Raw genomic sequence first — 25,952 nt, 5'->3', positions numbered from 1 at the left:
GGGCGCGCAGTCACACGCCCGCGCGGTGCTGCGCCAGCACCTCGCGCATGGATTGCGCCGCGCGTTCCAGGACGGGCACCGCGCGCAGCAGTTCGTCCAGCATCACCCGGGCCGTGGGCGCATGGCAGGCCACGGCCGCCACGACGCGGTCTTCCGCGTCGCGCACCGGCACCGCCACCGCGCTCATGCCTCGCACGAACTCTTCGTTGTCTATGCCTATGCCTCTTGCGGCCAGGCGCTCCAGTTCCTCGTCCAGCCTGGCCGGATCCGTCAAGGTGCGCGGCGTGTTGCGCGTGAGCGGCAATCGCGCCAGCACGCGGCCGCGCTCGAGGCGGTTCATGGAGGCCAGGAACAGCTTGCCGCTGGCGGTGCAGTGCATGGGCACGTGGCTGCCCACGGCGAAGAACAGCCGCAGCGGCTCGGTGGTTTCCACGCGTTCCATGTAGACCACGCGATCGCCGTCGGGCGCGGTGAGATTGCAGGTTTCGCCCAAGGTGCCGACCAGTTGCGCGAGCACGGCCCGACACGCGCGCGTGAAGGCGGATGCGCGCAGCGTGGCCAGGGCGAGCACGGAGGCTTGCGGGCCCGGCACGTAGCCGTTCTCGGTGGGCGTGGCGGCGACGAAGCCCGCGCGCTGCATGGCCGCCAGCAGCCGCATCAAGGTCGTCTTGGGCATGTCCAGGCGTTGCGCCAGCTGCGCCAGCGTGGGCGGGTGCTGGGCCCGCGCCAGATGCTCCAGCACCAGCAGCGCGCGCAGCGAGCGGGACGCGTCCTGCGTTTCGCCGGACGCGGTTTCCGCGGCGCCCGCCGCCGATGCTGCACTGCGATTTTGAAACCGAATCTGCATATTCTGTTCCACTTTTCCGCCTGGGCGCGCATAGTGCTTTGCGCTGCGCGCCCGCTTCCTAGAATCGCCACAAATGCACGAAGGCCCGCGCGATGCCGGACCTTCGTCATCGATCCAGTATATAAGTGCGCCCCACAACGACAAGCAGGGAAAACGCGCCGTCGGACTCCGGCCAGGCGCGCGGCGCCCTGCTGCAAGGGAGAGCTTGCGGACATGTCCGATACCGTGGATTACATCGTGGTTGGCGCCGGCTCGGCCGGATGCGTGATGGCCAACCGGCTGAGCGCCAGCGGCAAGCACGCCGTCTGCCTGCTGGAGGCCGGGCCCAGGGACAGCTATCCGTGGATCCACATCCCCATCGGCTACGGCAAGACGATGTTCCACAAGGTGGTGAACTGGGGCTACTACACGGACCCCGATCCGCACATGCTGGACCGGCGCATCTATTGGCCGCGCGGCCGCACGCTGGGCGGGTCCAGCTCCATCAACGGCCTCATCTACATCCGCGGCCAGCGGCGCGACTACGACGCCTGGGCCGCCGCCGGCAACCCGGGCTGGAGCTGGGACGACTGCCTGCCCTACTTCCGCAAGCTGGAAAACAATGACCTGGGCCCCGGGCCCACGCGCGGCACCGAAGGCCCGCTCAACGCCACGTCCATCAAGACGCCGCATCCGCTGGTGCAGGGGTTGATCGCGGCCGCCGAAAACCTGGGCATTCCCCATGTGGACGATTTCAACACCGGCGATCAGGAAGGCGTGGGCTACTACCAGCTCACCACCCGCAACGGCCGCCGCTGCTCTACCGCCGTCGCCTATCTGCGGCCCGCGCAGGGTCGCCCGAATCTGCGCGTGGAGACGGACGCGCACGCCATGGCCATCCTGTTCGAAGGCACCCGGGCCTGCGGCGTGCGCTACCGGCAGCACGGGCAGGTGCGCACGGTGCGCGCCCGCCGCGAGGTGGTGCTGTGCGCGGGCGCGCTGCAATCCCCCCAGCTGCTGCAGCTGTCGGGCGTGGGCCCTGCCGCGCTGCTGCGCCGCTTCGGCATCGCAGTGGTGCGCGACCTGCCCGGCGTAGGCGAGAACCTGCAGGACCATCTGCAGATCCGCCTGATCTACGAAACCGCCCGCCCCATCACCACCAACGACCAGCTGCGGACGCTGGCCGGTCGCGCCCGCATGGGGCTGGAATGGCTGATGTTCCGCAGCGGCCCGCTGGCCGTGGGCATCAACCAGGGCGGACTGTTCTGCCGCGTGGATCCTGCCAGCCGCACGCCGGACACGCAGTTTCATTTCGCCACGCTCTCGGCCGACATGGCCGGCGGCAAGGTGCATCCGTTCTCGGGCTGCACCTATTCGGTGTGCCAGCTGCGGCCCTCTTCGCGCGGCTACGTGCGCCTGCGCAGCGCGGACCCGTTCGAGGCGCCTTCGATGCAGCCGAACTACCTGTCCACGGAACTGGACCGCCGCATGGTGGTGGCCGCCGTGAAGTACGCGCGCAAGGTCGCGGCGACCGCGCCCCTGGCCGGAATGATGAAGCGCGAATTCCGCCCCGGGCCGGACGTGCGCACGGACGACGAGATCCTGCACTTCTGCCGCGAACACGGGGCCACGATCTTCCACCCGTCGGGCACCGCGAGAATGGGGCCGCAGAGCGACCCGATGGCGGTCGTGGACGAACGCCTGCGCGTGCACGGCGTGGCGGGGCTGCGCGTGGTGGATTGCTCGATCATGCCGACGCTCGTGTCCGGCAACACCAATGTGCCCGTGGTGATGCTGGCCGAGCGCGCGGCCGACTTCATTTTGCAGGACCTCAGGCAGGCGCAGCCGCAGGCGCTGCAGGCCGCCGCCTGAGCCCCCACGGCCAGGACGACGCAGAGCGTCCGGCCGCCACACCAAAGGAGACTAGACATGGCCAAGCAGAACGAAGCCGCGGTGCGCAGGGTCGTCGCCGCGTCGCTGATCGGCGCCACCATCGAGTGGTACGACTTTTTCTTGTATGGCGTCGTCGCGGGCATTGTGTTCAACAAGCTGTATTTCCCCGCCGGCGATCCGGTGATCTCCACCATGCTGGCCTACACCACCTTCGCGGTGGGGTTCGTCACGCGGCCGCTGGGCGGGCTGATCTTCGGCCACTTCGGCGACCGCATCGGCAGAAAGAGCATGCTGGTGATGACCCTGATGATCATGGGCGTGGCCACCTTCCTGATCGGCCTGGTTCCCACCTATGACAGCATCGGCATCTGGGCGCCCATCCTGCTGCTGCTCCTGCGCGTGTTCCAGGGCATCGGGCTGGGCGGAGAATGGGGCGGCGCGGTGCTGATGGCCTACGAGTACGCGCCGCCCGGCAAGAAGGGGTTCTACGCCTCGCTGCCGCAGATCGGGCTGGCGATCGGCCTGTGCCTGGCCTCCGGCACGGTGGCGCTGCTGTCCACCCTGCTGACCGACGCGCAGTTCATGGCCTGGGGGTGGCGGATCGCCTTCCTCGTGTCGGCGGCCATGGTGGCCGTCGGCATGTACATCCGGCTGAACATCAAGGAAACGCCCGAATTCGCGGCGGTCAAGAAGAACAACGCCGAAAGCCGCATCCCGTTTGCCGACATGTTCAGGCGCTATCCGGGCAACGTCTTCAAGGGCATGGGCGCGCGCTACATCGACGGGGTGTTCTTCAACGTGTTCGGCGTGTTCTCGATCTCGTACCTCACGCAGACGGTGCAGATCACGCGCACCGAGGCGCTCATCGGCGTCATGGCGGCGGCCCTGGTCATGTGCTTCTTCATTCCCTTCTTCGGACGCCTGTCCGATCGCATCGGGCGCACGCGGGTCTATTTCTGGGGCTCGCTCATTACCGCCGCGGCATCCTTCCCCGGCTTCTGGCTGATGCTCAACAGCCAGGGCAGCGTCATGCTGATCTGGCTGGCCATCATCGTGCCCTTCGGCATTCTGTACGCGGCCGTGTACGGGCCGGAAGCCGCGCTCTTCTGCGAGCTGTTCGACGCCAAGGTGCGCTACACCGGCATTTCCTTCGTCTACCAGTTCTCGGGAATCTTCGCCTCGGGCATCACGCCCATCATCGCCACCGCGCTGCTCAAGACGGGCGGAGGCGAGCCCTGGCTGATCTGCCTGTACGTGCTGTTCTCGGGCGTGGTGTCGGCGGCGTGCGCCTGGCTGATCGGACGCGGGGGGCAGCCCGCCGAGTCGGAGGCCGCCGCGCCCCTGCCGCCAGCGGGCCTGCGCAAGGCATGACGCAGGCGGCGCGGACTGCGCCGCCCGCGACCGGGTTTCGCGGCGGCGCGCGGCGCCTCAGGCGGCCGCGACGGGCCGGCCGTAGAACGGATAGTTGGGATCGTTGTAACCGTGCGAGGAGGCATGGCCCGGAGTCACCCAGCCGTTCACCACGGCTTCGTCCTCGGCCGTGATGGAAACGTCCAGCGCGGCGTAGTAATCGTCCATCTGCGCCAGGGTGCGCGGCCCGGCGATGACGGCCGTGACGATGGGGTTGGCCAGTACCCAGGCGGTGGCGAAATGCCCGGCCTGCACGCCGCGCGCCGCGCTGTGCGCCACCAGCTTCTGCGCGATCTGCAGGGATTCCTCGCGGAACTCGGTCGCCAGGATGCGGGCGTCGCCGCGCCCGGCGCGCGAGTCGGCCGCCGGCGCCTGGCCCGGCAGATACTTGCCGGTAAGTACGCCGCGCGCAATGGGGCTGTAGGGCACCACGCCCAGGCCGTAGTGGCGGCAGGCCGGCAGGATTTCCACTTCGGGGCCGCGGTTGAGCATGTTGTAGTAAGGCTGGCACACCACCGGCTGCGGCACGCCCATCTTCTCGCACAGGCGCATCACTTCGGCGATGCGCCAGCCGCGGAAATTCGACAGGCCGAAGCTGCGCAGCTTGCCTGCGCGGATCAGGTCGCCCAGCGCCCACAGCGCCTCTTCCAGGTTCTCCTCGTGGAAGTCGCGGTGCAGGTAGAGAATGTCCATGAAGTCGGTGTCCAGCCGCGCCAGACTGGCCTCCACCCCGCGGATCAGCCATTGGCGTGAATAGTGCGACAGGTTCGGGCCCTTGCCCACCGGGTTGCCGATCTTGCTGGCGAGCACCCAGTCGTGGCGCTGGCCCTTCAGCAGCTTGCCCACCACTTCCTCGGAACGTCCGCCGTTGTACACGTCGGCGGTGTCGATGAAGTTCAGGCCATGGTCGCGCGCCGACGCGACGATGCGCGCGGCCTCGTCGTCGGGCGTCTGCTCCCCGAACATCATGGTGCCCAGGCAGAGGGGCGATACCCGGAGATTGCTGCGGCCGAGTCGGCGGTAGTTCATGAGTGGTCCTTTGTGGCGGGTTGCTTGGGGGTGCGATGGGCGGCGCGCCTTCAGCGGCGGGCCTTCGCATGATCTTAGCGCGCTCCACCGACGCTGGGCCGGCCGTAGGATGGGTGAAGCGCGGCAGTTCCCAGGCAAGAACCCAGGCGCTCAACGCGCGAAACCCATGCGGCCGCGGTCAGACAGTGCCCCTGTGTCGGCCGGAAAACAGTCTGCACACGACCGCATGGGTTTCGCGCGCTGGATATTTGGGTTCTTCCTTAAGAACTCTCGCGCTCCACCCATCCTACGGCGCATCCACTGCCGCCAGGATCTTGCCGAACAGCGCATCGGCATGCGCCGAGTCCAGCCAGCGGACAATCACGACCATTTTGCGTTCGGGTTCGACCCAGGTGAACGAGCTGCCCGCGCCCACGCCGAAGAAGCTGGACGCCGGCACGCTGGGGAACACCCTGCCTTCGTGGTTCAGCCAGATCAGGTAGCCGTAGTACGGCGCGATGTCGCAGGGCGTGCGCATGGCCTGGATCCATTCGGCGGACAGCACCTGGCGGCCGTTGGCCTGGCCGCCGTTCAACAGCATCTGGCCGATCAGCGCCTGGTCGCGGGCGCTGATGGACATACCGCCGCCCCAGTGCGAACCGCCAGGCACGGAGGGCATGCGCTGGCCGTCGATCTCGACCCAGGCGTTGTCGTAGCCCACCCACTGCCAGTTCTCGCTGGCGCCGATCGGACGCGTGACGGCCTCCCGGAAGACCTCGGGGAGCGGTTTGCGGAACAGATGCAGCAGCGCATACGACAGCTGGTTGATGCGCACGTCGTTGTATTCCCAGTACGTGCCCGGGCGCTGCAGGGGCCGCGCATCGCCCTTCTTGCCGTCCGGCGGCACGCCGAAGGTGACGGCGCGGTAGCGGTCGGCCTGGTCGGACACGCCGAAGCGCTCGCCCTCCCATTCGCTGGTCTGCTGCAGCAGGTGGCGCCAGGTGATGTCGGCATTCTGCCCGCTATCGAAGCCGATGCCGGGCACGCGCCTGCCCACCGGCTCGTCCACGTCCGGCAGCAGCCCGCGGTCGTGCGCCACGCCTGCCAGGATCGCCAGGTACAGTTTGGCCACGCTGAAGGTCAGGTCGGCGCGGTCGGGCTCGCCCCAGGATGCAATGGTCTTGCCGTCCACCACCACCACGCCCGACACCGGGCCACGGTCATGGAGGGGGCCCAGCAGCCGGTTCCAGGGGGGAGGATCGTTCAGGTGCACGCCAAAAACGCCTTTGACGCTGCGGTCCCAGGCGGATTCATGGTCGTTGGCGAACTGGATCGCCTGCTGCATAAGCGTGTTCATTCGTTGTCCTCATCGTCATCGCACAGGGTTTTCGATCGGGGAAGGCTATCCGGCCAGGAATTCCATGGCCGCGCGCACGCCGCCCGGGCGGTGGGGCACGCCTGCCGCGGCCAGCCCCATTTCCACGCCCGCCAGGGTGCCGCACAGCGTCAGGTCGTTGAAGTGGCCCAGGTGGCCGATGCGGAACACCCGGTCGGCCAGCTTGCCCAGGCCCTGCCCCAGCGACATGTCGAAGCGGTCCAGCACCACCTTGCGGAAGGCGTCGGCGCCCTGGCCGGCCGGCATCATCACCGCGGTCAGGGCCGGGCTGTGCGCGGCCGGATCCAGGCTCAGCAGCTCCAGGCCCCAGGCCTGCACCGCCAGCCGCGTGGCCTGCCCATGGCGGCAATGGCGCGCGTATACCTGCGGCAGGCCTTCCTCCCGCAGCATGGCCAGGGCCTCGTGCAGGCCGTAGAGCAGATTGGTCGCGGGGGTGTACGGGAAATAGCCGCGCTCGTTGGCCACCAGCATTTCGCGCCAGTCCCAGTACGAACGCGGCAGGCGCGCGCTGTCGGCCGCGGCCAGCGCCTTTGCGCTGACGGCGTTGAAGGCCAGGCCGGGCGGCAGCATCAGGCCTTTCTGCGAGCCGGCCACCGTCACGTCCACGCCCCATTCGTCGTGGCGGTAATCGATGGATCCCAGGGACGAGATGGTGTCCACCATCAGCAGCGCGGGATGCCCGGCGCCATCGATCGCCTTGCGCACGGCCGCGATATCGCTGGTTACCCCGGTGGAAGTTTCGTTATGCACCACGCACACGGCCTTGATCGCGCGCCCGGCGTCTTCCGCCAGCCGCGCGCCGATCGCCGCCGCGTCCACCGGATGGCGCCAGTCGCCTTCCAGGAAGTCCACTTCCAGCCCCAGCCGCCCGGCCAGCTTGCGCCAGAGACTGGCGAAATGGCCGGTCTCCACCATGAGCACCCGGTCGCCGGGCGACAGCGTATTGACCAGCGCGGCCTCCCAGGCGCCCGTGCCGGACGAGGGAAAGATCACCACGGGCGATTGCGTCTGGAACACCTGCTTGATGCCGCCCAGCACCGCCAGCCCCAGCGCGCCGAATGCCGGCCCGCGATGGTCGATGGTGGGCTGGTCGATGGCGCGCAGCACGCGGTCGGGCACGTTGGTGGGCCCCGGAATCTGCAGGAAGTGCCGGCCGGACGGATGGTTGTTCAGGGTAAGCATGCGTAGCCCCAAAGTGGAATTTTTTTGTATACCAATGGGAGGTGCCGGTAGACGAACAGCGTTTACCCAGCATTCGGACTTGCAGCATACGTCACTCTATCCCATTGTTTTTACGCGAATAACCTAGGGTATACACCCATCAGACCATGCGCCATCCAGGTTTATAGTTCCGCAAAACACGGGGAATATTTGTATACCAATGAGCAGCGTTCCTAGCCTGATGCCCGAGGCCGCGCCCGCTGGCGGCACGGCCGAGGCCCGCGCCGGCGGCAGCCGCACGCTGCCGGCGACGGTGGCCGGGCAATTGCGCGAACACATCATCCAGGGGGAATTCCCGCCCGGCTCGCGCCTGAACGAACGCGCGCTGTGCGACCTGCTGGGCGTATCGCGCACGCCCCTGCGCGAAGCGTTCCGCCTGCTGGCCGCCGAGGGCCTGGTGCAGATCGAGCCCAACCGGGGCGCGCAGGTGGTGGCGCTGTCCGAAGCCAATATCCGCGAGGCTTTCGAGGTCATCGGCGGCCTGGAGGCCATGTCGTGCCGGCTGGCCTGCGAACGGGCCACGGACCTGGAAATCGCCGAAATCCGGGCGCTCACCTACGAAATGATGGCCAGCCACGCGCGCCGCGACCTGCCCACCTATTTCCAGACCAACCGCGAGATCCACGAGCGCATCAGCCTGGCCTCGCACAACAGCCTGCTCAAGCAGCTGTACGACGCCCAGAACGCGCGGATCCAGAACCTGCGGTTCGTGTCGAACGAGAACCGCCAGAAATGGGATCTGGCGATGCGCGAGCACATCGAGATGGCCGAGGCCCTGGAGGCGCGCGACGCCGACAGGCTGGCCGGCATCATGCGCCAGCATTTGCAGCGCAAGTGCGACGCCGCGCTCAAGACACTGGGCCATGCGCTCGCCCCGCCCCCGGATTCAGACTGACGTCCCTTACCCGCCCGACGGATACGCAGTAGATACGCAGTACGTGCAGTGACTTCCACAGGAGCCTCGCCATGGCCGATTGCCGCGTCACCCCCGTCTCATCCCCGCCCGCCCTCCGTTGCTTTCCCTCGCTGAAGATCCTGGCCGCCGCCGTGCTGGCCTGCGCCGCCGCGGCCGCCCAGCCGGCCCTGGCCGGCAAGAAGGACGACACGCTGCGCATGGCCTACGACCAGGCGCCCGAAAGCGTGGACCCGTACTACAACAACGTGCGGATCGGCGTCATCATCGCCGCCAACGTCTGGGACACCCTGCTCTACCGCGACCCGGTCACCAACGAGTACAAGGGGCAGCTCGCCAAGAGCTGGAAGCAGGTCGACGACAAGACCATGGAGTTCGAACTGCGCCAGGGCGTCAAATTCCACAACGGCGAGGAATTCGACGCGGACTCGGTGGTGTACACGCTGAACTACGTCGCGGATCCGAAGAACAAGGCCGTGACGCAGCAGAACGTGGCCTGGATCGACAAGGTCGAGAAGATCGACAAATACAAGGTGCGCCTGACCACCAAGGAGCCCTTCCCCGGCGCCAAGGAGTACCTGTCCACCACCGCCGCCATCCATCCCGCCAAGTACTACCAGGAGGTCGGCCCCAAGGGCATGAACGCCAAGCCCGTGGGCTCGGGCCCGTACAAGGTCGTGGATTACCAGCCCGGCAAGTCCATCACGCTGGAGCGCAACGCCGACTACTTCAAGGATTCGCCCAAGGCGCAGCCCAAGATCGGCAAGGTCGTCATCCGCTTCATCCCCGACCGCCAGACCCAGATGGCCGAAGTCATCTCGGGCGGCGAGGACCTGATCATGAGCGTGCCCAAGGACCAGGCCGAACAGCTGGGGTCGATGCCCGCGCTGCAGATGGTCACGGGCAACACCATGCGCATCGTCTTCATGCAGATGAACATCCTGGAAGGCACGCCCGCGCCGCAACTCAAGGACGAACGGGTGCGCCGCGCCATCATCCACGCGATCGACCGCGAATCCATGCTGAAGAACATCGTGGGGGAAGGCGGCGGCCTCATCAACACCATATGCACGCCGTCGCAGGTAGGCTGCACCCAGGAGGGCGCGCCCGTCTACAAGTACGACCCCGCCCTGTCGAAGAAGCTGCTGGCCGAGGCGGGCTATCCGAACGGCTTCGACATCGACATCGTGGCGTACCGGGAACGCAACCAGACCGAAGCCATCATCAACTACCTGCAGGCGGTGGGCATCCGGGCCAAGCTCAATTTCCTGCAATACGCCGCCATGCGCGACATGATCCGCGCCAACAAGGCCTCGCTCACCCACCAGACCTGGGGCTCCAACCTGGTCAACGACGTGTCCGCCTCGACGCCGGTGTACTTCGCCTTCGGCAACGACGACATCACCCGCGACCCGCAGGTGCGGGACCTTCTCAACAAGGGCGACCACACGATCGATAGCGCGGCGCGCAACGCCGCCTACAAGCAGGCGCTGGACCTTATCGCGCAGAAGGCCTACGCGGTGCCGCTGTGGACGCTGCCGGCCTACTACGTGGCCACCAAGGACGTGAACTTCAAGCCCTACTCGGACGAGCTGGTGCGCTTCTGGGACATGAGCTGGAAGTAAGGCTCGGGCTGCGCCCGGCCGGCCCCGCGCCGGCCGGACGACGCGAAACGGAGAGGAAGTCCTATGCTTTACTTCACGCTCAGGCGCCTGGGCCTCGCGGTCCTGGTGGCGCTGACCGTCTCGATCCTGGCGTTCCTGCTGCTGCACCTGTCGGGCGACCCGGCGTTGGCGCTGGCCGGCGAAGGCGCGCGACAGGCCGATATCGAGATGATCCGCAAGACCTACGGGCTGGACCGGCCCCTGGCGGTGCAGTACGCCGACTGGCTCTGGCACATCCTGCAGGGCGATTTCGGTACCTCGGTGTACTTCAAGACCGAGGCCGGGCCGCTGATTCTCTCCAAGCTCGCGACCACCCTGCTGCTGGGCCTGAGCGCGCTGGGCTTCGCCCTGCTGATCTCCATTCCGCTGGGCGTGCTGGCCGCGCTCTACAAGGACAGCCTGATCGACCGGCTCTGCCTGGCGGTCGCGGTGCTGGGGCAGGCCCTGCCCAACTTCTTCTTCGCGCTGATCCTGATCATGCTGTTCTCGATCTCGCTGCGCCTGCTGCCGGTGTCGGGCAGCGGCACCTGGCAGCATTTCGTGATGCCGGCCATCGCGCTGGGCTATTACGTGGCCCCCGCCTTCATGCGGCTGATCCGGGCGGGCATGATCGAGGTGCTGGCCGCCGACTACATCCGCACCGCCCGGGCCAAGGGCCTGCCGGCGCGCAAGATCGTCTTCAAGCACGCGCTGCGCAACGCCATCGTGCCGGTGGTGGCGCTGGCGGCGGTTCAGCTGGGCTACCTGCTGGGCGGCTCCGTCGTCATCGAAACCATCTTCGCGCTGGACGGCCTGGGCTACCTGGCCTACCAGAGCATCACCTACAAGGACTATCCCGTGATGCAGCTGATCGTGCTGCTGCTGTCGGTGCTCTACGTGCTGCTGACCCTCGCCTCCGATATCGCCAACGCGTGGCTCGATCCTCGCATCCGGGTGTCCTGACATGACCACGCCCCTCCTTACCCCGCCCGTGCCCGGCGCGCCCCCGCAGGCGCCGCTGGAACGCTCCGCCTCGGCCCTGCGCTGGCGGCGCCTGAGGCGCAACAAGGCGCTGCTGGCCGGCGGCGGCATCCTGCTCGCCATCGTGCTGGTCGCGCTGTTCGCGCCCTGGATTTCCCCGCACGATCCGTACTACCAGGACCTGGCGTACCGCACCGCGCCGCCCGTCTGGTACGCCAAGGGCACCTGGCTGCACCCGCTGGGCACCGACCAGCTGGGCCGCGACTACCTGTCGCGCCTGTTCTACGGCGCCCGCATCTCGCTCTTGATCGGCATCAGCGTGGCGCTGATCTCGGGCCTGATCGGCACGGCCATGGGCATGGCCGCCGGCTACTTCGGCGGCAAGGTCGACATGGCGGTGTCCTTCCTGATCACCACCCGCCTGTCCATGCCCGTGATCCTGGTCGCGCTGGCCACGGTGGCCATCGTGGGCGGTTCGCTCTGGGTCGTGATCCTGGTGCTGGGGCTGCTCAAGTGGGACCGCTACGCGGTCGTCATGCGCAGCGCCACCCAGCAGGTGCGTTCGCTGGAATACGTGGCCGCGGCGCAGGCGGCGGGCGCGTCCACCTGGCGCATCGTCTGGGGCGAGGTGCTGCCCAACGTGGTGCCGCAACTGATCGTGATCGCCACGCTGGAAGCCGCCAGCGCCATCCTGCTGGAGGCCTCGCTGTCCTTCCTGGGCCTGGGCGTGCAGCCGCCGCTGCCGTCCTGGGGCCTGATGATCTCGGAGGCCAAGGCATACATGTTCTTCTCGTTCTGGCTGATCGCCATTCCCGGTTCCGCCCTGGCCCTGCTGATTTTCGCCATCAACCTGGCGGGCGACGGGCTCCATCAACTCCTGACGCCCGAAGAGAGGGCCTGACCATGGCCGTCAACGACATCGTCCTGGACGTGCAGGGCCTCACCGTCGACATCGCCACGCCGCGCGGCGCCCTGCACGCGGTGCGCGACGTGTCCTTCCAGGTCAGGCGCGGCGAAACGCTGTGCCTGGTCGGTGAATCGGGCTGCGGCAAGTCCATGACCTCGCTGGCCATCATGGGCCTGCTGCCCAAGGCCGCGCAGCGCCGCACTCGCCGGCTGTCGGTGTTGGGCGAAGACCTGTCCGCCGCCCGCGGGCGGCGCGTCAACGCCCTGCGCGGCAGCAAGATGGCCATGATCTTCCAGGAACCGATGACGGCGCTGAATCCCGCCTACGCCATCGGCGAACAGCTCACCGAACACTACATCCACCACTGCAAGGCCAGCGCGCAGCAGGCGCGCGACCGGGCGGTGGAGCTGCTGGAGAAGGTCGGCATCGCCTCGGCCGGCCAACGGCTTTCCCAATACCCGCACCAGCTGTCGGGCGGGCTGCGCCAGCGCGTGATGATCGCCATGGCGCTCATGTGCGGGCCCGAACTGCTGATCGCCGACGAACCCAGCACCGCGCTGGACGTCACGATCCAGGCGCAGATCCTGCGGCTGCTGGCCGATCTCCAGGCCGAGCTCGGCATCGCCATGGTGCTGATCACCCATGACCTGGGCGTGGTCGCGCGCATCGCGCGGCAGGTCGCGGTCATGTACGCGGGCCAGATCGTGGAGGAAGGGCCGGTGGCCGACCTCTTCGCCGCGCCCCGCCATCCCTACACGCAAGGGCTGCTGGGCTGTATCCCGGTGCCCGGCCGGACGCCGCCGGGCGCGGCGCTGGGCACCATACCCGGCGTCGTGCCGGCCCTGATCGGCGACCTGCGGGGCTGCGCCTTCCATGACCGCTGCCCGCACGCGCAGGCCCGCTGCCGCGAGACCGTGCCCGTGCACAGCGCCGACACCGGGCAGCGCTGGCGCTGCATCCTCCACCCGGAAGGAGCCCTGGCATGAGCCCGCCGCCCCCCCTGCTGCAAGCCGACGCCGTCAGCCGGCAGTTCTCGATCCGCTCGGGCATGTTCCGGCCGCGCAGCACCCTGCATGCCGTCAACGGCGTGGACCTGGCGGTGGAGCGCGGCGCGGTGCTCGGCATCGTCGGCGAATCGGGCTGCGGAAAATCGACGCTGGCCCGCATGCTGCTGGGCCTCACGCCCCCGACCGAAGGCGCGGTCAGGCTGGAAGGACAGGACATCCGCAGCCTGGGCCGGCGCGCGCTGGCCCGGCGCGTGCAGCCGGTCTTCCAGGACCCGTACTCCTCGCTGAACCCAAGGCGCTCCATCGCCTCCATCGTGTCCCTGCCGCTGGAGGTGCATGGCATCGACAACCCCAGGCAGCACAAGGCCATCGAAATGCTCGAACGCGTGGGGCTGCCGCCGCGGCTGGCCCACAACACGCCGGGCCAGCTGTCCGGCGGGCAGCGCCAGCGCGTGGCGATCGCGCGGGCGCTGGTGATGCACCCCGAGATCGTCATCTGCGACGAGCCCACCTCCGCGCTGGACGTATCGGTGCAGGCGCAGATCATGAACCTGCTGATGGACCTGCGGCGCGAGTTCAACCTGACCTACGTCTTCATCAGCCACAACCTGGCGGTGGTGGAGCACATCGCCACCCACGTGGCGGTGATGTACCTGGGCAGGGTCGTGGAGTCCGCGTCCACCGCGCAGCTGTTCCATGCCCCCCGCCACCCCTATACGCAGGCGCTGCTGGCGTCGGTGCTCACGCCCGAGCCCGGCCTGGGCATTCCGGACATGGGGCTGGGCCTGTCGTTCCCCGACCCGCTGCACCCGCCCTCGGGCTGCCCTTTCCATCCGCGCTGCCAGCACGCCATGGCCCAGTGCAAGACGGAACGCCCGGCGCTGACGCAGCGCGAACACGCGCTGGTGGCCTGCCACCTCTATCCCCCCGTCCCCTCTTCCCCGAACGGAGCCAACCCATCATGACCCGCGCACATGCCATCGCCCAGGCGGAACAGTGTTTCGACTCCGGCGCCTTCCGATCCCTGCTGGCGCGCCGCCTGGCGATGCCCACCGAGAGCCAGAATCCCGAACGCGCCGCCGTGCTGGCCGACTACCTGGAATCCGAAATCCGCCCGGCCTTCGAAGCCCTGGGCTTCAAGTGCCGGACGCTGACCCACCCGAAAGCGCTGGCGCCCTTCCTCTATGCCGAACGCATCGAGGACCCGGCCCTGCCGACCGTGCTGGGCTACGGCCACGGCGACGTCATCCGCGGGCTGGAGCGGGAATGGAAGGAAGGCCTGTCGCCTTGGGGGCTGACCGAGTCCGAAGGCCGCTGGTACGGCCGCGGCATCGCCGACAACAAGGGCCAGCACACCATCAATATGGAAGCCCTGCGGCTGGTGTTGGAAACGCGCGGCAAGCTGGGCTTCAACGCCAAATACCTGATCGAGATGGGCGAAGAGACCGGCTCGATGGGGCTGCGCGAATTGTGCGACGAGCACCGCGACCTGCTCGCGGCCGACCTGCTCATCGCGTCCGATGGGCCGCGGCTGAGCGCGGAACGGCCCACTGTCTTCCTGGGCGCGCGCGGCAGCCTGAACTTCGACCTGAGCATTGACGCGCGCGCGGGGGGCCATCATTCCGGCAACTGGGGCGGCCTGATCTCCAATCCGGGCATCCAGCTGGCCCACGCGATCGCCACGCTGGTGTCGCCCGCCGGCCAGATCCGGGTGCCGGAATGGGTGCCGCCGGAACTGCCGGCCGGCGTGCGGCGGGCCCTGGCCGATTGCCAGGTGGACGGCGGCGCCGACGGCCCCGAGATCGAGCCGGACTGGGGCGAGCCCGGCCTTTCGCCCGCCGAACGCGTATTCGGCTGGTGTTCGTTCGAGGTCCTGGCCTACAAGACCGGCAACCCCGACACTCCCGTCAACGCCATTCCGCCCAAGGCCTGGGCGCGCTGCCAGCTGCGCTTCGTGGTAGGCGTGGACCCCGACGAACTCATTCCCGCCCTGCGCCGCCACCTGGACCGCCAGGGCTTTCCGATGGTGAAGATCGCCCTCACTCGGGAAAGCATGTTCCGCGCCACGCGCATCGATCCGGAAGACGCGTGGGTGCGCTGGGCGGTGGACTCGCTGGAACGCACTTCGGGCGCCAAGGCCGCCGTGCTGCCGAACCTGGGCGGGTCGCTGCCCAACGACATCTTCACGGACGTGCTGGGCCTGCGCACGATCTGGGTGCCCCATTCCTACCCCGGCTGCTCCCAGCACGCGCCCAACGAACACCTGCCTCCGGGCCTGCTGCGCCAGGCGCTGAGCCTGATGACGGGGCTGTACTGGGACCTGGGCGCCGGCGGCACGCCCGCGCTGGCGCGCTGAGCCCGGCCGCAGCCCTGAAGCGCGCGGGCGCCGCGAGGCGCCCGCGCAGGCCTCATATGCCGCCGGGCGAGGAATCGGCCGCGTCAGGCTCGTCGCCGGGCACGTACTCCAACAGATCGCCGGGCTGGCAATCCAGGTAACGGCAAATGGCTTCCAGCGTCGAAAACCGGACCGCGCGCACCTTGCCCGACTTCAGCAACGACACGTTGGCCTCGGTGATACCCACTGCCCGGGCCAGTTCATTGGACCGGATCTTGCGCTTGGCAAGCATGACATCCAGATTGACGACGATAGGCATGCGCGTCAGACCGTCAACTGCTGGTCTTCGTCGAGCTTGCGCGCCTCGTCCATGACCCATGCGATCACCATCAGCACGCCGCCCGCCACCGCCGTGACCACCACGCCGGCGTCTATCCCCACGCTGATCAGCCGCTGCCCCGGGGGATTTCCGGACGAAATCGTCAGCGCCATGATCGGCGTATAGAGCAGTTGCGCGACGGCGAACAACGCCAGCGACAGACCGAACCCGCGCAGCGCCGCCACGTTCCGCTCGCCGAACATGACGCCTGCCGCGTACAGCCGGAACAACCGGCGCAGATGGACCAGCCCCAGCACGACGGGCCATGCCAGCCCCAGCGACAGCGCCAGGCACGCGCCGCGCAGCAACGGCGGGAACGACTGCACCGTCGCCTCCCCGTCCATCCACTTGGCATTCAGCGTGGCAAGGTCCAGCGTTGCCCAATAGATCACGACAAGCGTCACCGCGCCCGCCATCAGGGCGCTGCACACGCCGGCAAACCGCCGGCTGATCCTGCCGATGCGTTGTTGATTGGCTTCCTGGCATGTCGCGTTCATGGCTTACGGCCTCGCTGGGTGAGTTGAAGTTGGCGAGAGCTTAACATCATTTATTGATAAACGATAATTTTTTTAAATAAAGCAGAAATAATAGAGATAAGCATCGTTGCGGGCCGACCGCAAGCAGGCAAAAAAAAAGCCTCCGGCTAGGAGGCTGATCGGGGCGGCTGCCGTATTCGCATGCCATCGAGAAAAAGATCCGTAATGAAGTCCGCCTGGGCCTCGCGCCGCTCGGCGTCGGTGGCCTGGCGGGTGAAGCGCTCGATGGCGCCCATCAGCGATTGCGCGAACCAATCGGCCCGGACTTCCGACCTGAACAGGCCCGCCTGCTGCTCGGCCCGCACGTTGTCGGCGATCATCGCCACCAGTTCGTCCTTCAGGGACTCCGCGGCGGCGACCTGGAAGAAACCGATGCGGGTAAGGTTGGGATCTTCCTGCAGGATGCTCAAGAGGCCGTTCACGCCCTGGCGGATGCGGCCGGCCAGCTCTGCCTCGGCCAGGCCGGCCGGCAGGCGCGCCTGACCGACGGCCTGGCGCAGACGCTGGGCGAACATGCCCACGAGTTCGTCGTAGGCGGCTTGCTTGCTGGTGAAATACTGATAAAAGACGGGTTGGGTCACGCCGGCCCGGGCAACGATGTCGCTGATCCGGGTATGCTGGAATCCGCGTTCGGCGAACTCCGCGGCGGCGACCTCCAGGAGCTGCAAGCGGGTGCGTTCGCCTTTCGTGAGACGCTTGTCTTGCGATGAAGTGGGGGGCGGTGCCGTAATCATCGCGAGAAAATACTACCGTTCAACACTTTTAGCCACTCCTTCAGAAGCGATTCTTCCCGTCGATGACATTGATGCTGCGCGTTTGCTCCACTGCCCTTGCTATCCCCCTTGCCATCCTCAGTTCCGGTTGTGTGCCCTACCCCGTCTACAAGACGATGCAGCCCGATGCCCGCATCACCGTGCTGGGCCCGGACTCCCAGCCCGTGGCGGACACCCGTGTCGTCCTGATCAGCAGTTCCTATCCCTACGGCCGCGAGCGCTTCCGCCACGAAACGCGAAGCGGTTCCGATGGCGTCGCCACCTTCCAGGCGATCCGCGAATGGCGCGTGGAATCGATGATGCTGCACGGATCCCAGGTCTATTTCTGGAACTGGTGCGTGGAGAAAGAGGGTTACGAAACGTACGAAACCCGCAACCGCGAAGCTGCGGATTTCGACGACAAGGCGCGGATCCAGTTGCGCGCCGGCGAGTCCCGCTCGTGCAACAGCGAGCAACCGCCGCGGGCGCCGCGCCGCAGCCCTGAAACGGGTTGAAATCCCGGTAGCGCTTGAGACAGGTTGTCGCGCCAGGGCGGCAGTAAAGTAGCAATATCGCCCCGGAGCAGCGCAACGCGCCCGCCGGGCGCACAAGGAGTGGAATCATGAAGCGGTTTTCGAGCCGGGCGGCCCTCGCGGCGCTGGCTCTGACGGTGGCCAGCGCGCCGGCGATGGCGGGCGGCAGACACGGCGGTTACTGGGGCGGCGGCCATGGCGGCGGGTATCACCATCACCACCATGGCGGCGGCAGCAGTTCCAGCGGGTGGTGGGTGGGCGGCGCGTTCGCGCTGGCCGCGGTCGGCCTGATGCTGGCGGCGGACTCCGGCCCGTCCTACGCACAGGCGGGCGTCTACGCGCCCGGCGTGGGCTACACCAGTCCGCCCGTGTATGCACCGCCCGTCTACGACGCGCCGCTCTATGAGCCGCCGCCGGCCTACGCGTCCGCACAGCCGCAGTACGCGCCGGCGCAGCAATACGAAGCCGCGTCGCCCGTCGACGCGTCGCAGGCCGGCGCCAGCACGGACTGCCGGCGCTGGGCCATGAACGAGAGCGGCTACGATCCGGCCACCCCGACGCAATGGACCACCCAGGTCATGGTGGACACCTACAACCGCATGCTGGATTCCTGCATGAAGAGGTAGGCCCCCCAGGGGCCGCGTTAATGCGAAGCCCCCTATCGCGGCATCCCCGGTGTCCTTCTCTGCGGGTATACCCGGTTGTCTCCGCGCGCCGGCGTGCACACACTGCATGCCGGCGCGTCGCGTTGGACGGCCGTCATCGCGCCCGGGCGGACGCCGCCGGGCATCAAGGGGAAAAAGAAAGCATGTTGAATTTGAAGCGGATCGCCGGGCTTTGCGTGCTTGGCGCGGCCTGCGCGCTCTCCGGCGGCGCATACGCCCAGGCCGACTCGAAGGCCATGACCATCGTGGTGCCCTACGGCGCCGGCGGCATCGTCGACAATACGGCGCGCGCCTTCGCCCAGAAGCTGGCGGCGGAGCTGGACAGGCCGGTCGTGGTGGAGAACCGCGGCGGCGCGGGCGGCATGATAGGCATGAACGCCGTGGCCCGCGCCCATGACGAAAACACGCTGGCTTTCACCGCCGTCAGCCCGGTGACCTTGTCGCCGCATGTCATGAAGACCCTGTACGACCCGCTGAAGGACCTGGCGCCCGTGGCCGCCGTCATGTATTCGCCGGTCTACCTGGTAGGCGGCCCGAAATTCACGGGCAAGAACTTCAAGGACATGCTGTCCCAGGCCAAGGCCGATCCCGACGGCCTGTCGCTGGCGACGGCCGGCGTCGGCTCGCTGGGCCACCTGATGCTCGAACAGATCAATGGCCAGGCCGGCGTGCGCATCGCCCACGTGCCATACAAGGGCATGGCCCAGATGGTGCCCGACGCGCTGGGCGGCCAGTTCACGCTGATGCTCGTCAACGCCTCCGGCCCAATCAACGCGCTGATCGACGAAGGCAAGCTGAAGCTGCTGGCGGTGGGCTCGCCCATCCGCCTGCCGGCCCGGCCGGACACCCCCACCCTGGCCGAGCTGGGCTATCCCATGGCCAATATGACGTCCACGTTCGGGTTCTTCGCGCCGGCCGGCACCAGCCAGGAATTCCGCGCGCGCATGAATGGCCTGATCAACAAGATCGCCGCGATGCCGGACATCAGCAAGCCGCTGACCGATGCACTGAACATCATGTCGCCGGGCACCGTGGAGCAATTCACGGCCCAGGTGCAGAAGGAATACGCGGACAACGGCAAGATCGTGAAGGAAGCCAACATCCGCGGCGAATAGGCGACGCCGGGGCGGGCTCGCGGCTCAGCGCCGCCCGGCCCGCCAGAAGCACAGCAGGCCCGCGAGCAGCAAGGCGCCGGCCGGCAGAATCCAGACGAACCCCGAGTCGGTGTACACCACCTGGCCGACCGGATCGTAGTACCGGCCCAATTCATTGAAATCCCATTTCAGGTATTGCGCGTACCAGGCGTAGAAGCAGAGCGCGGACAGACTCATGCAGACCGCGCCGGCCGCCCGCAGCAGCCCGCGGCGTCCGGCGCGGCCCGCCATCGTCCAAGCCAGGGCCGCGCCGCCGCCCACGGCCAGCAACGCCAGCCACGCCGCCACGCTAGCCGCCATCGTCCGCCTCCAGGCCGGCCAGCCAGGCCTGGGCCTCCCGCCACTGTTTTTCGCTGAACACGCGCACGCCGGCCCGGCCCAGCAACTCGGCCGTCACGCCCATGCCGGGCCGCTTGCGGCCGGCGAAATGGCCATCGTAGACATAGCCGCTGCCGCAGGACGGGCTGCCCTCTTTCAGCACCGCGACGCGGATGCCATGCCGGCGCGCGGCGGCCAGCGCCTCCTGGGCGCCGCTCAGGAACGGGGCCGTCACGTCCTCTCCCGACACTGCCACGACGCGGGCGCGGCCGGCCAGCACGGCGGCCGCATCGGCGCCGGGCTCGATCTCGGCGGGCGGACGGGGCACCGGCAGGCCGCCCGCCATTTCCGGGCAGACGGACACCACCCGGCCTTCCTCCAGCCAGCGCGCCAGGACCGTGTTGTCGTGGGAAACGCCACGCCCGTCGTAGCGCACGGGCTTGCCCAACAGACAGGAGCTGATCAGAACGTATTGCATGCCCGAATCCCGGATCCAAAGCCGGGATGATAGAACATGGCCTCAGGCGCCGCCGGCGTCCAGCGCGTCCAGCCAGGCCCGCAACGCCGGATCGCGCGGTTCCAGCACCTCGAACAGGCCCAGCGCGCGCAGCGCGGGCAAGGCCTCTTGAATATCGCGCCTGGCGGCGGCCACGGCGCTTGCCGGGGCCGCCGGATCGGCGCAGACGCGCGCGTTCGCCAGGAACGCCCCCACCGTGCCCTTGCGCACCTTCACGCCATTGAAATCGCCTTCGTCCCTGCCATCCGGCAGAACGTCCTGTGCCCGCATGATCGCTCCCGCTGTTCCGATACAGGCGTTACGATAGACCCGCCGCCTTGGCGAGTCTGCGTTATTAAGGTCAATCAATACGGTATTTCTGCCAATGCCTTCTTCCGCCCTTTCGCGCCCGCTGCTGGATCCCGAACGCGCCCGGTCGCGCGGCGGCCCCCGGCTGATCGCCGTCAGCCGCCACGACGGCGCGCTGCGGCACACCGCCACGCACCAGCATGCGCGCGGCCAGTTGCTGGGCGCCTATCGCGGCCTGCTGACCGTCTACGCTGGTGAAAGGCAATGGGTGGTGCCCGCGCAGCAGGCGGTATGGATCCCTCCCGGCCAGCCTCATGGGCTGCGCTCTCACGGCCCGTATGCGGGCTACAGCGCGTACCTCAGCCCCTCCGCCTGCGCCGGCCTGCCGGACGCGCCTTGCGTACTGCAGGCTTCGGCCCTGCTGCTGGCGGCCGTGGAGCGCGCCGCGGGCTGGCGGGAAGACGGGGCCGACTCGTCCGACCCCGCGGGCCGGCGCATCGTGGAACTGATCCGGGACGAGATCCGCACCCTGCCCCGCGCCGGCGCGGCCCTGCTGCTGCCCCGGGAGCCCCGGCTGCAGCGCCTGGCGATCGCGCTGTCCGACCAGCCTTCGGACACCCGGTCCCTAGAAGACTGGGCAAGCGCCATTGGCATGGCGCCGCGCACGCTGGCGCGCCGCTACCAGGCGGAAACCGGATTGACCGTGGGCGCCTGGCGGCAGCGCGCCCGCCTGATGCGGGCGCAGGAAATGCTGGCGGGCGGCGCCGCCGTGACCACCGTGGCGCTGGAACTGGGCTATGACAACGTCAGCGCCTTTATCGCCATGTTCAAGCGCGAGCTGGGCGCCACGCCGGGCCGCTACGGCGCCCTGGCGGACCGGGAAGGTCCGGCACGCCCCTGAGCCGGTCGTCGGCCCTCCCCGGCGCTGCGGCCGCGCTCAGGATTCGGCGGCCGCCTTCTTCGGACGACGGGCCGCGGTCTTGCGGGCGGGCTTGGCGGGAGCCTCCTCGGCGGCCTTGGCTTGCGGCTCGGGGGTGGCCGCGGGCTCGGCGGGCGCCGCGGCCTTGGTCCGGGCAGTCTTGGAGGCGGCCGTCTTGCTTGCCGCCGCCTTGGCGGCGGTGCGGCCGCGGGCCGTGCTGCGTTTCGCGGCAGGCTTGTCCGCGACAGGCTGGCTGGCCTCGGGCTTGTCGGCGGCGCTTGCCGCGCCGCCCTCGAACGGGTCTGTCGCCTTGGCCTTGCCCGCAGGCTCGCGGCGCGTTTCCGCGACCGGCTCGGCAAAGGTCCATTCGGCGAGGTTCACCGCGGGCAAGGGCTGGCGAGCCTGCGGCAAGGGCTTGGGCATGGGCGGAAGCCGGGACACCTGCGCGGGCTTCGGCTCCTGGGCCCGCGCCAGGGCGTCCGCCCGCATGGCCTCCAGCGCGGCGGCTTCCCTGGCTGCCTCGCGGGCCGCTTCCGCGTCCCGTTCGTCCTGCGAGGCAATGGCGGCGGTTGCCTGCTCGGGAACCGGCGCTTCGGACGGCGCGTCCGGCAGCGCGGCGGCGGCTTCCTTGGCCGCGGCGTGCTCGGTGGACTGGCCGGCTGCCCTGTCCGCGCCGCCCTGCTTACGGCCGCCGCGCGATTTGCGGGCGGAGCGGGAACGGGATTCCTCCTGGACCGCGCCCGCGTCCTGCGCGTCTTCGGGCTCGGCCGCGTGCGAGCGGGCTGGCGCCGGACGGGAGCCGCCATTGGCGGCGGGCCGGTTCACGGCGGGGGCGCCGTCCCGATACACATAGGTGCCCGCGTTCTCTTCGCGCCCCACTTCCAGCAGGCCGCGCGATTGCGCTTCGTCCAGCAGGTTTCCGAAGGCGCGAAAGCCGTAGTAGGACTCGTTGAAATCCGGCCGCCGGCGCTTGAGCGCATCCTTCAGCGCCGATGCCCAGATCTTGCCGCTGTCGCCGCGTTCGGCCACCAGCGCTTCGAAGGTCTCGACCACCATCTCGACCGCCTGGGTCTTGCGGGCCTCCTGCTCTTCCTTGCGCCGGCGCTCCTCTTCGGGAGTGCGGCGCTGGCCGCCGCTAGCGCCGCTGGCGCCGCGGTTATCGCGGCGGGCATCGGCGTTGCGCTGGCCTTCGCGCGCAAGGTCGTCGTAGAAAATGAATTCGTCGCAATTGGCGATCAGCAGGTCCGAGGTGGATTGCTTCACCCCCACCCCGATCACTTTCTTGTTGTTCTCGCGCAGTTTGGACACCAGCGGCGAAAAATCGGAATCGCCGCTGATGATCACGAACGTGTTGACATGGGACTTGGTGTAGCAGAAGTCCAGCGCGTCCACGACCAGGCGGATGTCCGCCGAATTCTTGCCCGATTGGCGCACGTGCGGGATCTCGATCAGCTCGAAATTGGCCTCGTGCATGGGGGCCTTGAATTCCTTGTAGCGTTCCCAGTCGCAATAGGCCTTCTTGACGACGATGCTGCCCTTGAGCAGCAGGCGCTCCAGCACGGGCCGGATATCGAATTTATTGAATTTCGTGTCGCGCACGCCCAGCGCCACGTTCTCGAAATCGCAGAAAAGCGCCATGCTGACGCTTTCGTTGGTGTTGTTCATGCTTTGCTCCGGTTCAGGGGCGGCCGCCGGGCGAGACGCCGCCGTATGCCGCTCATGATATACATATCCGTCGATCCCCTGCGCCGACGCCGCCCCGCCCGCCATGCCCGACGACCATTTTCCGCCCCCGCTTGCCACCGCACGCCTGGTGCTGCGCCCCCTGGAGATCGGCGACGCCGACGCCGTCCAGCGCATCTTCCCTCAGTGGGAGGTAGTGCGTTTCCTGGCCGATCAGGTGCCCTGGCCCTATCCCCCGGACGGCGCGCGCGTCTACATAGAACAGATCGCGGTTCCCGCCATGCGCCAGGGCACGCAGTGGCATTGGTCCATCCGCACCCGGGCGGAGCCCGGGGTCCTGATCGGCATCGTCAGCCTGATGGACGACGGCGCCGGCAACAACCGCGGCTTCTGGCTGGACCCCGTCCACCACGGCAAGGGCTACATGACCGAAGCCAGCGAAGCCGCTACCGCCTACTGGTTCGAGGTGCTGGGCAAGCCCGTGCTGCGCGCGCCCAAGGCCGTGGCCAACACCGCCTCGCGCAACCTATCGCGCCGCGGCGGCATGCGCCTGGTCGGAACGGAAGAACGCGGCTACGTCAGCGGCCGCCTGCCCACCGAGATCTGGGAGATCACCCGCGAGGAATGGATCGCCCTCCACCCGCGCCGGTCCCTCCCGGCCTGACCCGCCCCCATTTTTGCCCCGGCGGGTCCCCGCCCGGCGCCCGGGTCAAGCCGGCGCTTACCGCCCTTTTCGCCCCGCTTTCCGGCCGATTGAGCGGACGCCGTCCTGGCTAGAATTCCCGAAAATCCGGCATTCCGCGCATGGGATGCCTTCGTTATCGGGCAAGATCCATGAATCCGTCTACCGTCATCGGCGCCGCCGTCGGCCTCCTTACCGTGGTCATCGTCGTGGCGCTGGCCGCCACCGACCCCGGCCTTTACGTCAACCTCCCCGGCCTGGCCATCGTGCTGGGCGGCACCTGCGCCGCCCTGTTCATCGCCTATCCGCTGTCCGAGGTGGTGCGCGTCTTCAAGCTGGTGCGCACCGTCTTCCGCAACGACCAGCACGACCAGCAGCGCGACATCGACGAACTGGCCGCCATGGCCCAGCTATGGATGAACACCGACGTCCGCAAGGTCGAAGAGGAACTCAAGAAGGTCTCCAACCCCTTCCTGCGCACGGGCGTGCAGCTGATCATCGACAACACCCCGGAAGACCAGATCATCGAATTGCTGCAATGGCGGGTCGCGCGCCTGCGCGCCCGCGAGCAGGCCGAGGCCCAGATGTTCCGCGTGATGGCCACCTTCGCGCCCGCCTTCGGCATGCTGGGCACCCTGGTCGGCCTGATCAACCTGATGTCGGTCCTGGGCGACGGCAGCATGCAGACCATCGGGCAGCAGCTGGCGATCGGCCTGATGACCACCTTCTACGGCATCCTGCTCGCCAACCTGGTCTGCAAGCCCATCGCCCTGAAGCTGGAACGCCGCACCGCAAGGCGGGTCGAGTCCATGAACATGGTGCTGCAAGGCATCGCCATGATGTGCGAGAAGCGGGGCCCGGCCGTCGTGCGCGAAACCCTGAACTCCTTCGTAATGCACGTCGAAGACGAAATCTACGACGGCGGGGTCGCCGCCAGGCCGAAGCCCGCGCCGGCCAAGGCCGAGGGCGCGGCCAAGCCCGCCGCCAAACCCGTCTCCATCGCCCGTCCGGCCGCCGTGCGCCAATGAGCCTGATTTCCCCCACCCTGGCAGAGCGGATCGAACAGGCCCGCCAGGCCCAGCTGCGGGCCCGGAAGGCGGCCGCCGACACCGGTTGGCGCCAGGGCAAGAGCGGCCGCCAGGACCGCTACGCCCGCTGGCATGTCGAGGAAACCGTCGAACAGGATTCCGAGAACTGGCTGCTCAGCTACCTGGATCTCATCACCCTGCTGCTCGCCCTGCTGGTCGTCCTGCTGGCGCTGACCCGCCTGCATGGACAGGACCTGGGCAAGAACGGGCAGCCCGTGGATCTGGTCGGCACCGTGGCCGCCAGCGGCCTGCCTACCTATGATGGCGAGTACTCGGAATTCGACGCGGTCGCCATCCCGGCCAGCTGGGCCGAGCCTCCCGCCCCGCCCGCGCCCGCGGCCGTCGCCAGCGCGCCCGCCAGCCAGGAGGGCGAGGTGGTCGCGCAAGCCGCTCCTGCGCTGCGCGCGCCCTCCAAGGAATCGCTGGGCCTGGCCGATCTCGGCAACTCGGTGGACGTCATCATCAACGAACAATCCGTCAGTTTCCGCATCAGCAACGAGCTCCTGTTCCCCTCGGGCCAGGCCACGCTCAGCCCCGCGGGGCTGGACGTGATCAAACGCCTGGCCGGCATCCTGAACAAGAACGAGTACCAGGTTTCGGTGGAAGGCCACAGCGACCCGGTGCCCATCCAGACGCGCCAGTTCGCGTCCAACTGGGAACTGTCCAGCAGCCGCGCAACCAGCGTCCTGCGCGAGCTCGTGCGCGATGGGGTCGCCCCGCAGCGCCTGCGCGCCGTCGGCTATGCCGAGACGCGCCCGATCGAATCCAACGATACCGCCGCGGGCCGCGCCGCCAACCGGCGCGTGGAGCTGATCATGGATATCACCGCCCCGCAGAAGGCCGCCCAGGCGGCCGCGCCCGCCGCCAAAGCGGACGCCGCCCGGTCCTAGCCGGCCGC

The 25,952-nt window shown here is 68.4% G+C and carries 27 protein-coding genes; 16 read left to right on the top strand and 11 right to left on the bottom strand.

Translation table 11 applies throughout. The features are described 5' to 3' along the window. Positions 1-10: 10 nt before the first annotated feature. A complete protein-coding gene (locus tag ACN6PJ_RS00920) occupies positions 11-859 on the bottom strand; it encodes an IclR family transcriptional regulator (RefSeq protein ID WP_427994012.1) in 849 nt (282 codons plus the stop codon). A 201-nt stretch (positions 860-1,060) separates the two neighbouring features. Here ACN6PJ_RS00920 and ACN6PJ_RS00915 point away from each other — a divergent pair, with 201 nt between their 5' ends. Both ACN6PJ_RS00915 and ACN6PJ_RS00910 read left to right on the top strand, forming a co-directional pair. Further along, positions 1,061-2,698 (top strand): GMC family oxidoreductase, encoded by a 1,638-nt coding sequence (locus ACN6PJ_RS00915; protein WP_427994011.1) that lies wholly within the window; start codon positions 1,061-1,063, stop codon positions 2,696-2,698. Positions 2,699-2,755: 57 nt separating this feature from the next. After that, positions 2,756-4,090: an MFS transporter gene (locus ACN6PJ_RS00910; RefSeq protein WP_427994010.1), complete on the top strand. Its 1,335-nt coding sequence runs from the start codon at positions 2,756-2,758 to the stop codon at positions 4,088-4,090. Between the two features lie 57 nt (positions 4,091-4,147). Here the strand turns inward: ACN6PJ_RS00910 and ACN6PJ_RS00905 are convergent, their stop codons facing one another. The 3 genes from ACN6PJ_RS00905 to ACN6PJ_RS00895 form a co-directional block, all read right to left on the bottom strand. Further along, positions 4,148-5,158: an aldo/keto reductase gene (locus ACN6PJ_RS00905; protein WP_427994009.1), complete on the bottom strand. Its 1,011-nt coding sequence runs from the start codon at positions 5,156-5,158 to the stop codon at positions 4,148-4,150. 286 nt (positions 5,159-5,444) lie between these two features. Beyond that, a complete protein-coding gene (locus tag ACN6PJ_RS00900) occupies positions 5,445-6,494 on the bottom strand; it encodes a serine hydrolase domain-containing protein (RefSeq protein ID WP_427994008.1) in 1,050 nt (349 codons plus the stop codon). A gap of 45 nt (positions 6,495-6,539) precedes the next feature. After that, positions 6,540-7,715, bottom strand: a complete 1,176-nt coding sequence (locus ACN6PJ_RS00895) for a pyridoxal-phosphate-dependent aminotransferase family protein (protein WP_427994007.1) — start codon at positions 7,713-7,715, stop codon at positions 6,540-6,542. A 199-nt stretch (positions 7,716-7,914) separates the two neighbouring features. On the opposite strand from ACN6PJ_RS00895, the gene ACN6PJ_RS00890 reads away from it, so the two are divergent. The 7 genes from ACN6PJ_RS00890 (at position 7,915) to ACN6PJ_RS00860 (ending at position 15,561) form a co-directional block, all read left to right on the top strand. After that, positions 7,915-8,649 carry a GntR family transcriptional regulator gene (locus ACN6PJ_RS00890; RefSeq protein ID WP_427994006.1) on the top strand — a complete coding sequence of 245 codons (735 nt, stop codon included), beginning with the start codon at positions 7,915-7,917 and terminating at the stop codon, positions 8,647-8,649. A 71-nt stretch (positions 8,650-8,720) separates the two neighbouring features. After that, a complete protein-coding gene (locus ACN6PJ_RS00885) occupies positions 8,721-10,292 on the top strand; it encodes an ABC transporter substrate-binding protein (RefSeq protein WP_427994005.1) in 1,572 nt (523 codons plus the stop codon). Between the two features lie 63 nt (positions 10,293-10,355). After that, complete coding sequence (locus ACN6PJ_RS00880) at positions 10,356-11,273, top strand: ABC transporter permease (RefSeq protein WP_427994004.1); 918 nt, start codon at positions 10,356-10,358, stop codon at positions 11,271-11,273. A 1-nt stretch (position 11,274) separates the two neighbouring features. Continuing rightward, positions 11,275-12,192: an ABC transporter permease gene (locus ACN6PJ_RS00875; protein ID WP_427994003.1), complete on the top strand. Its 918-nt coding sequence runs from the start codon at positions 11,275-11,277 to the stop codon at positions 12,190-12,192. A 2-nt stretch (positions 12,193-12,194) separates the two neighbouring features. Continuing rightward, a complete protein-coding gene (locus ACN6PJ_RS00870; protein ID WP_427994002.1) occupies positions 12,195-13,184 on the top strand; it encodes an ABC transporter ATP-binding protein in 990 nt (329 codons plus the stop codon). Continuing rightward, positions 13,181-14,170, top strand: a complete 990-nt coding sequence (locus tag ACN6PJ_RS00865; protein ID WP_427994001.1) for an ABC transporter ATP-binding protein — start codon at positions 13,181-13,183, stop codon at positions 14,168-14,170. The genes ACN6PJ_RS00870 and ACN6PJ_RS00865 overlap by 4 nt, the downstream gene beginning before the upstream one ends. After that, entirely contained in the window at positions 14,167-15,561 is a 1,395-nt protein-coding gene (locus ACN6PJ_RS00860) for a M20 family metallopeptidase (RefSeq protein WP_427994000.1), read from the top strand. The genes ACN6PJ_RS00865 and ACN6PJ_RS00860 overlap by 4 nt, the downstream gene beginning before the upstream one ends. Before the next feature lie 52 nt (positions 15,562-15,613). Here ACN6PJ_RS00860 and ACN6PJ_RS00855 read toward each other — a convergent pair whose 3' ends face one another. From ACN6PJ_RS00855 to ACN6PJ_RS00845, 3 genes are all read right to left on the bottom strand, one after another. Then, positions 15,614-15,859, bottom strand: coding sequence for a helix-turn-helix domain-containing protein (locus ACN6PJ_RS00855; protein ID WP_427993999.1), 246 nt, complete (start codon positions 15,857-15,859; stop codon positions 15,614-15,616). Between the two features lie 5 nt (positions 15,860-15,864). After that, complete coding sequence (locus ACN6PJ_RS00850; RefSeq protein ID WP_427993998.1) at positions 15,865-16,416, bottom strand: DUF2975 domain-containing protein; 552 nt, start codon at positions 16,414-16,416, stop codon at positions 15,865-15,867. A gap of 146 nt (positions 16,417-16,562) precedes the next feature. After that, positions 16,563-17,123 (bottom strand): TetR/AcrR family transcriptional regulator, encoded by a 561-nt coding sequence (locus tag ACN6PJ_RS00845; protein ID WP_427993997.1) that lies wholly within the window; start codon positions 17,121-17,123, stop codon positions 16,563-16,565. A gap of 197 nt (positions 17,124-17,320) precedes the next feature. Here ACN6PJ_RS00845 and ACN6PJ_RS00840 point away from each other — a divergent pair, with 197 nt between their 5' ends. From ACN6PJ_RS00840 to ACN6PJ_RS00830, 3 genes are all read left to right on the top strand, one after another. Next, positions 17,321-17,722: a carboxypeptidase regulatory-like domain-containing protein gene (locus ACN6PJ_RS00840; protein WP_427993996.1), complete on the top strand. Its 402-nt coding sequence runs from the start codon at positions 17,321-17,323 to the stop codon at positions 17,720-17,722. Between the two features lie 107 nt (positions 17,723-17,829). Beyond that, complete coding sequence (locus ACN6PJ_RS00835) at positions 17,830-18,366, top strand: hypothetical protein (RefSeq protein WP_427993995.1); 537 nt, start codon at positions 17,830-17,832, stop codon at positions 18,364-18,366. A 182-nt stretch (positions 18,367-18,548) separates the two neighbouring features. Further along, entirely contained in the window at positions 18,549-19,520 is a 972-nt protein-coding gene (locus ACN6PJ_RS00830) for a Bug family tripartite tricarboxylate transporter substrate binding protein (protein ID WP_427993994.1), read from the top strand. Positions 19,521-19,544: 24 nt separating this feature from the next. Here the strand turns inward: ACN6PJ_RS00830 and ACN6PJ_RS00825 are convergent, their stop codons facing one another. Genes ACN6PJ_RS00825 through ACN6PJ_RS00815 form a run of 3 tightly spaced genes read right to left on the bottom strand, consistent with a single transcriptional unit; the run spans position 19,545 to position 20,664 of the window. Further along, entirely contained in the window at positions 19,545-19,859 is a 315-nt protein-coding gene (locus ACN6PJ_RS00825) for a hypothetical protein (protein WP_427993993.1), read from the bottom strand. Beyond that, complete coding sequence (locus ACN6PJ_RS00820) at positions 19,849-20,355, bottom strand: DUF523 domain-containing protein (protein ID WP_427993992.1); 507 nt, start codon at positions 20,353-20,355, stop codon at positions 19,849-19,851. Before ACN6PJ_RS00820 ends, ACN6PJ_RS00825 begins: the two co-directional genes overlap by 11 nt. A gap of 42 nt (positions 20,356-20,397) precedes the next feature. Further along, positions 20,398-20,664 (bottom strand): hypothetical protein, encoded by a 267-nt coding sequence (locus tag ACN6PJ_RS00815; RefSeq protein WP_427993991.1) that lies wholly within the window; start codon positions 20,662-20,664, stop codon positions 20,398-20,400. A 94-nt stretch (positions 20,665-20,758) separates the two neighbouring features. Here ACN6PJ_RS00815 and ACN6PJ_RS00810 point away from each other — a divergent pair, with 94 nt between their 5' ends. Beyond that, the gene (locus tag ACN6PJ_RS00810; protein WP_427993990.1) at positions 20,759-21,583 is read left to right on the top strand and encodes an AraC family transcriptional regulator; all 825 of its coding nucleotides are present in this window, start codon (positions 20,759-20,761) and stop codon (positions 21,581-21,583) included. A 36-nt stretch (positions 21,584-21,619) separates the two neighbouring features. Here the strand turns inward: ACN6PJ_RS00810 and ACN6PJ_RS00805 are convergent, their stop codons facing one another. Next, positions 21,620-23,266 (bottom strand): NYN domain-containing protein, encoded by a 1,647-nt coding sequence (locus ACN6PJ_RS00805; protein WP_427993989.1) that lies wholly within the window; start codon positions 23,264-23,266, stop codon positions 21,620-21,622. A gap of 103 nt (positions 23,267-23,369) precedes the next feature. Here ACN6PJ_RS00805 and ACN6PJ_RS00800 point away from each other — a divergent pair, with 103 nt between their 5' ends. The 3 genes from ACN6PJ_RS00800 to ACN6PJ_RS00790 all read left to right on the top strand — a co-directional run bounded on the left by ACN6PJ_RS00800 (position 23,370) and on the right by ACN6PJ_RS00790 (position 25,944). Then, on the top strand, positions 23,370-23,948 hold the full coding sequence (locus ACN6PJ_RS00800; RefSeq protein ID WP_427993988.1) for a GNAT family N-acetyltransferase: 579 nt from the start codon (positions 23,370-23,372) through the stop codon (positions 23,946-23,948). 170 nt (positions 23,949-24,118) lie between these two features. After that, a complete protein-coding gene (locus ACN6PJ_RS00795) occupies positions 24,119-24,994 on the top strand; it encodes a motility protein A (protein ID WP_427993987.1) in 876 nt (291 codons plus the stop codon). Continuing rightward, positions 24,991-25,944 (top strand): OmpA/MotB family protein, encoded by a 954-nt coding sequence (locus tag ACN6PJ_RS00790; protein WP_427993986.1) that lies wholly within the window; start codon positions 24,991-24,993, stop codon positions 25,942-25,944. The genes ACN6PJ_RS00795 and ACN6PJ_RS00790 overlap by 4 nt, the downstream gene beginning before the upstream one ends. The last annotated feature ends 8 nt before the right edge of the window (positions 25,945-25,952 follow it).

The sequence above is a fragment of the Achromobacter sp. genome (genome assembly GCF_050285585.1).
GTDB lineage: Bacteria > Pseudomonadota > Gammaproteobacteria > Burkholderiales > Burkholderiaceae_B > Achromobacter.
Note: the sequence above shows the minus strand (reverse complement) of the source record. Positions and strands in the feature narration are given on the sequence as shown.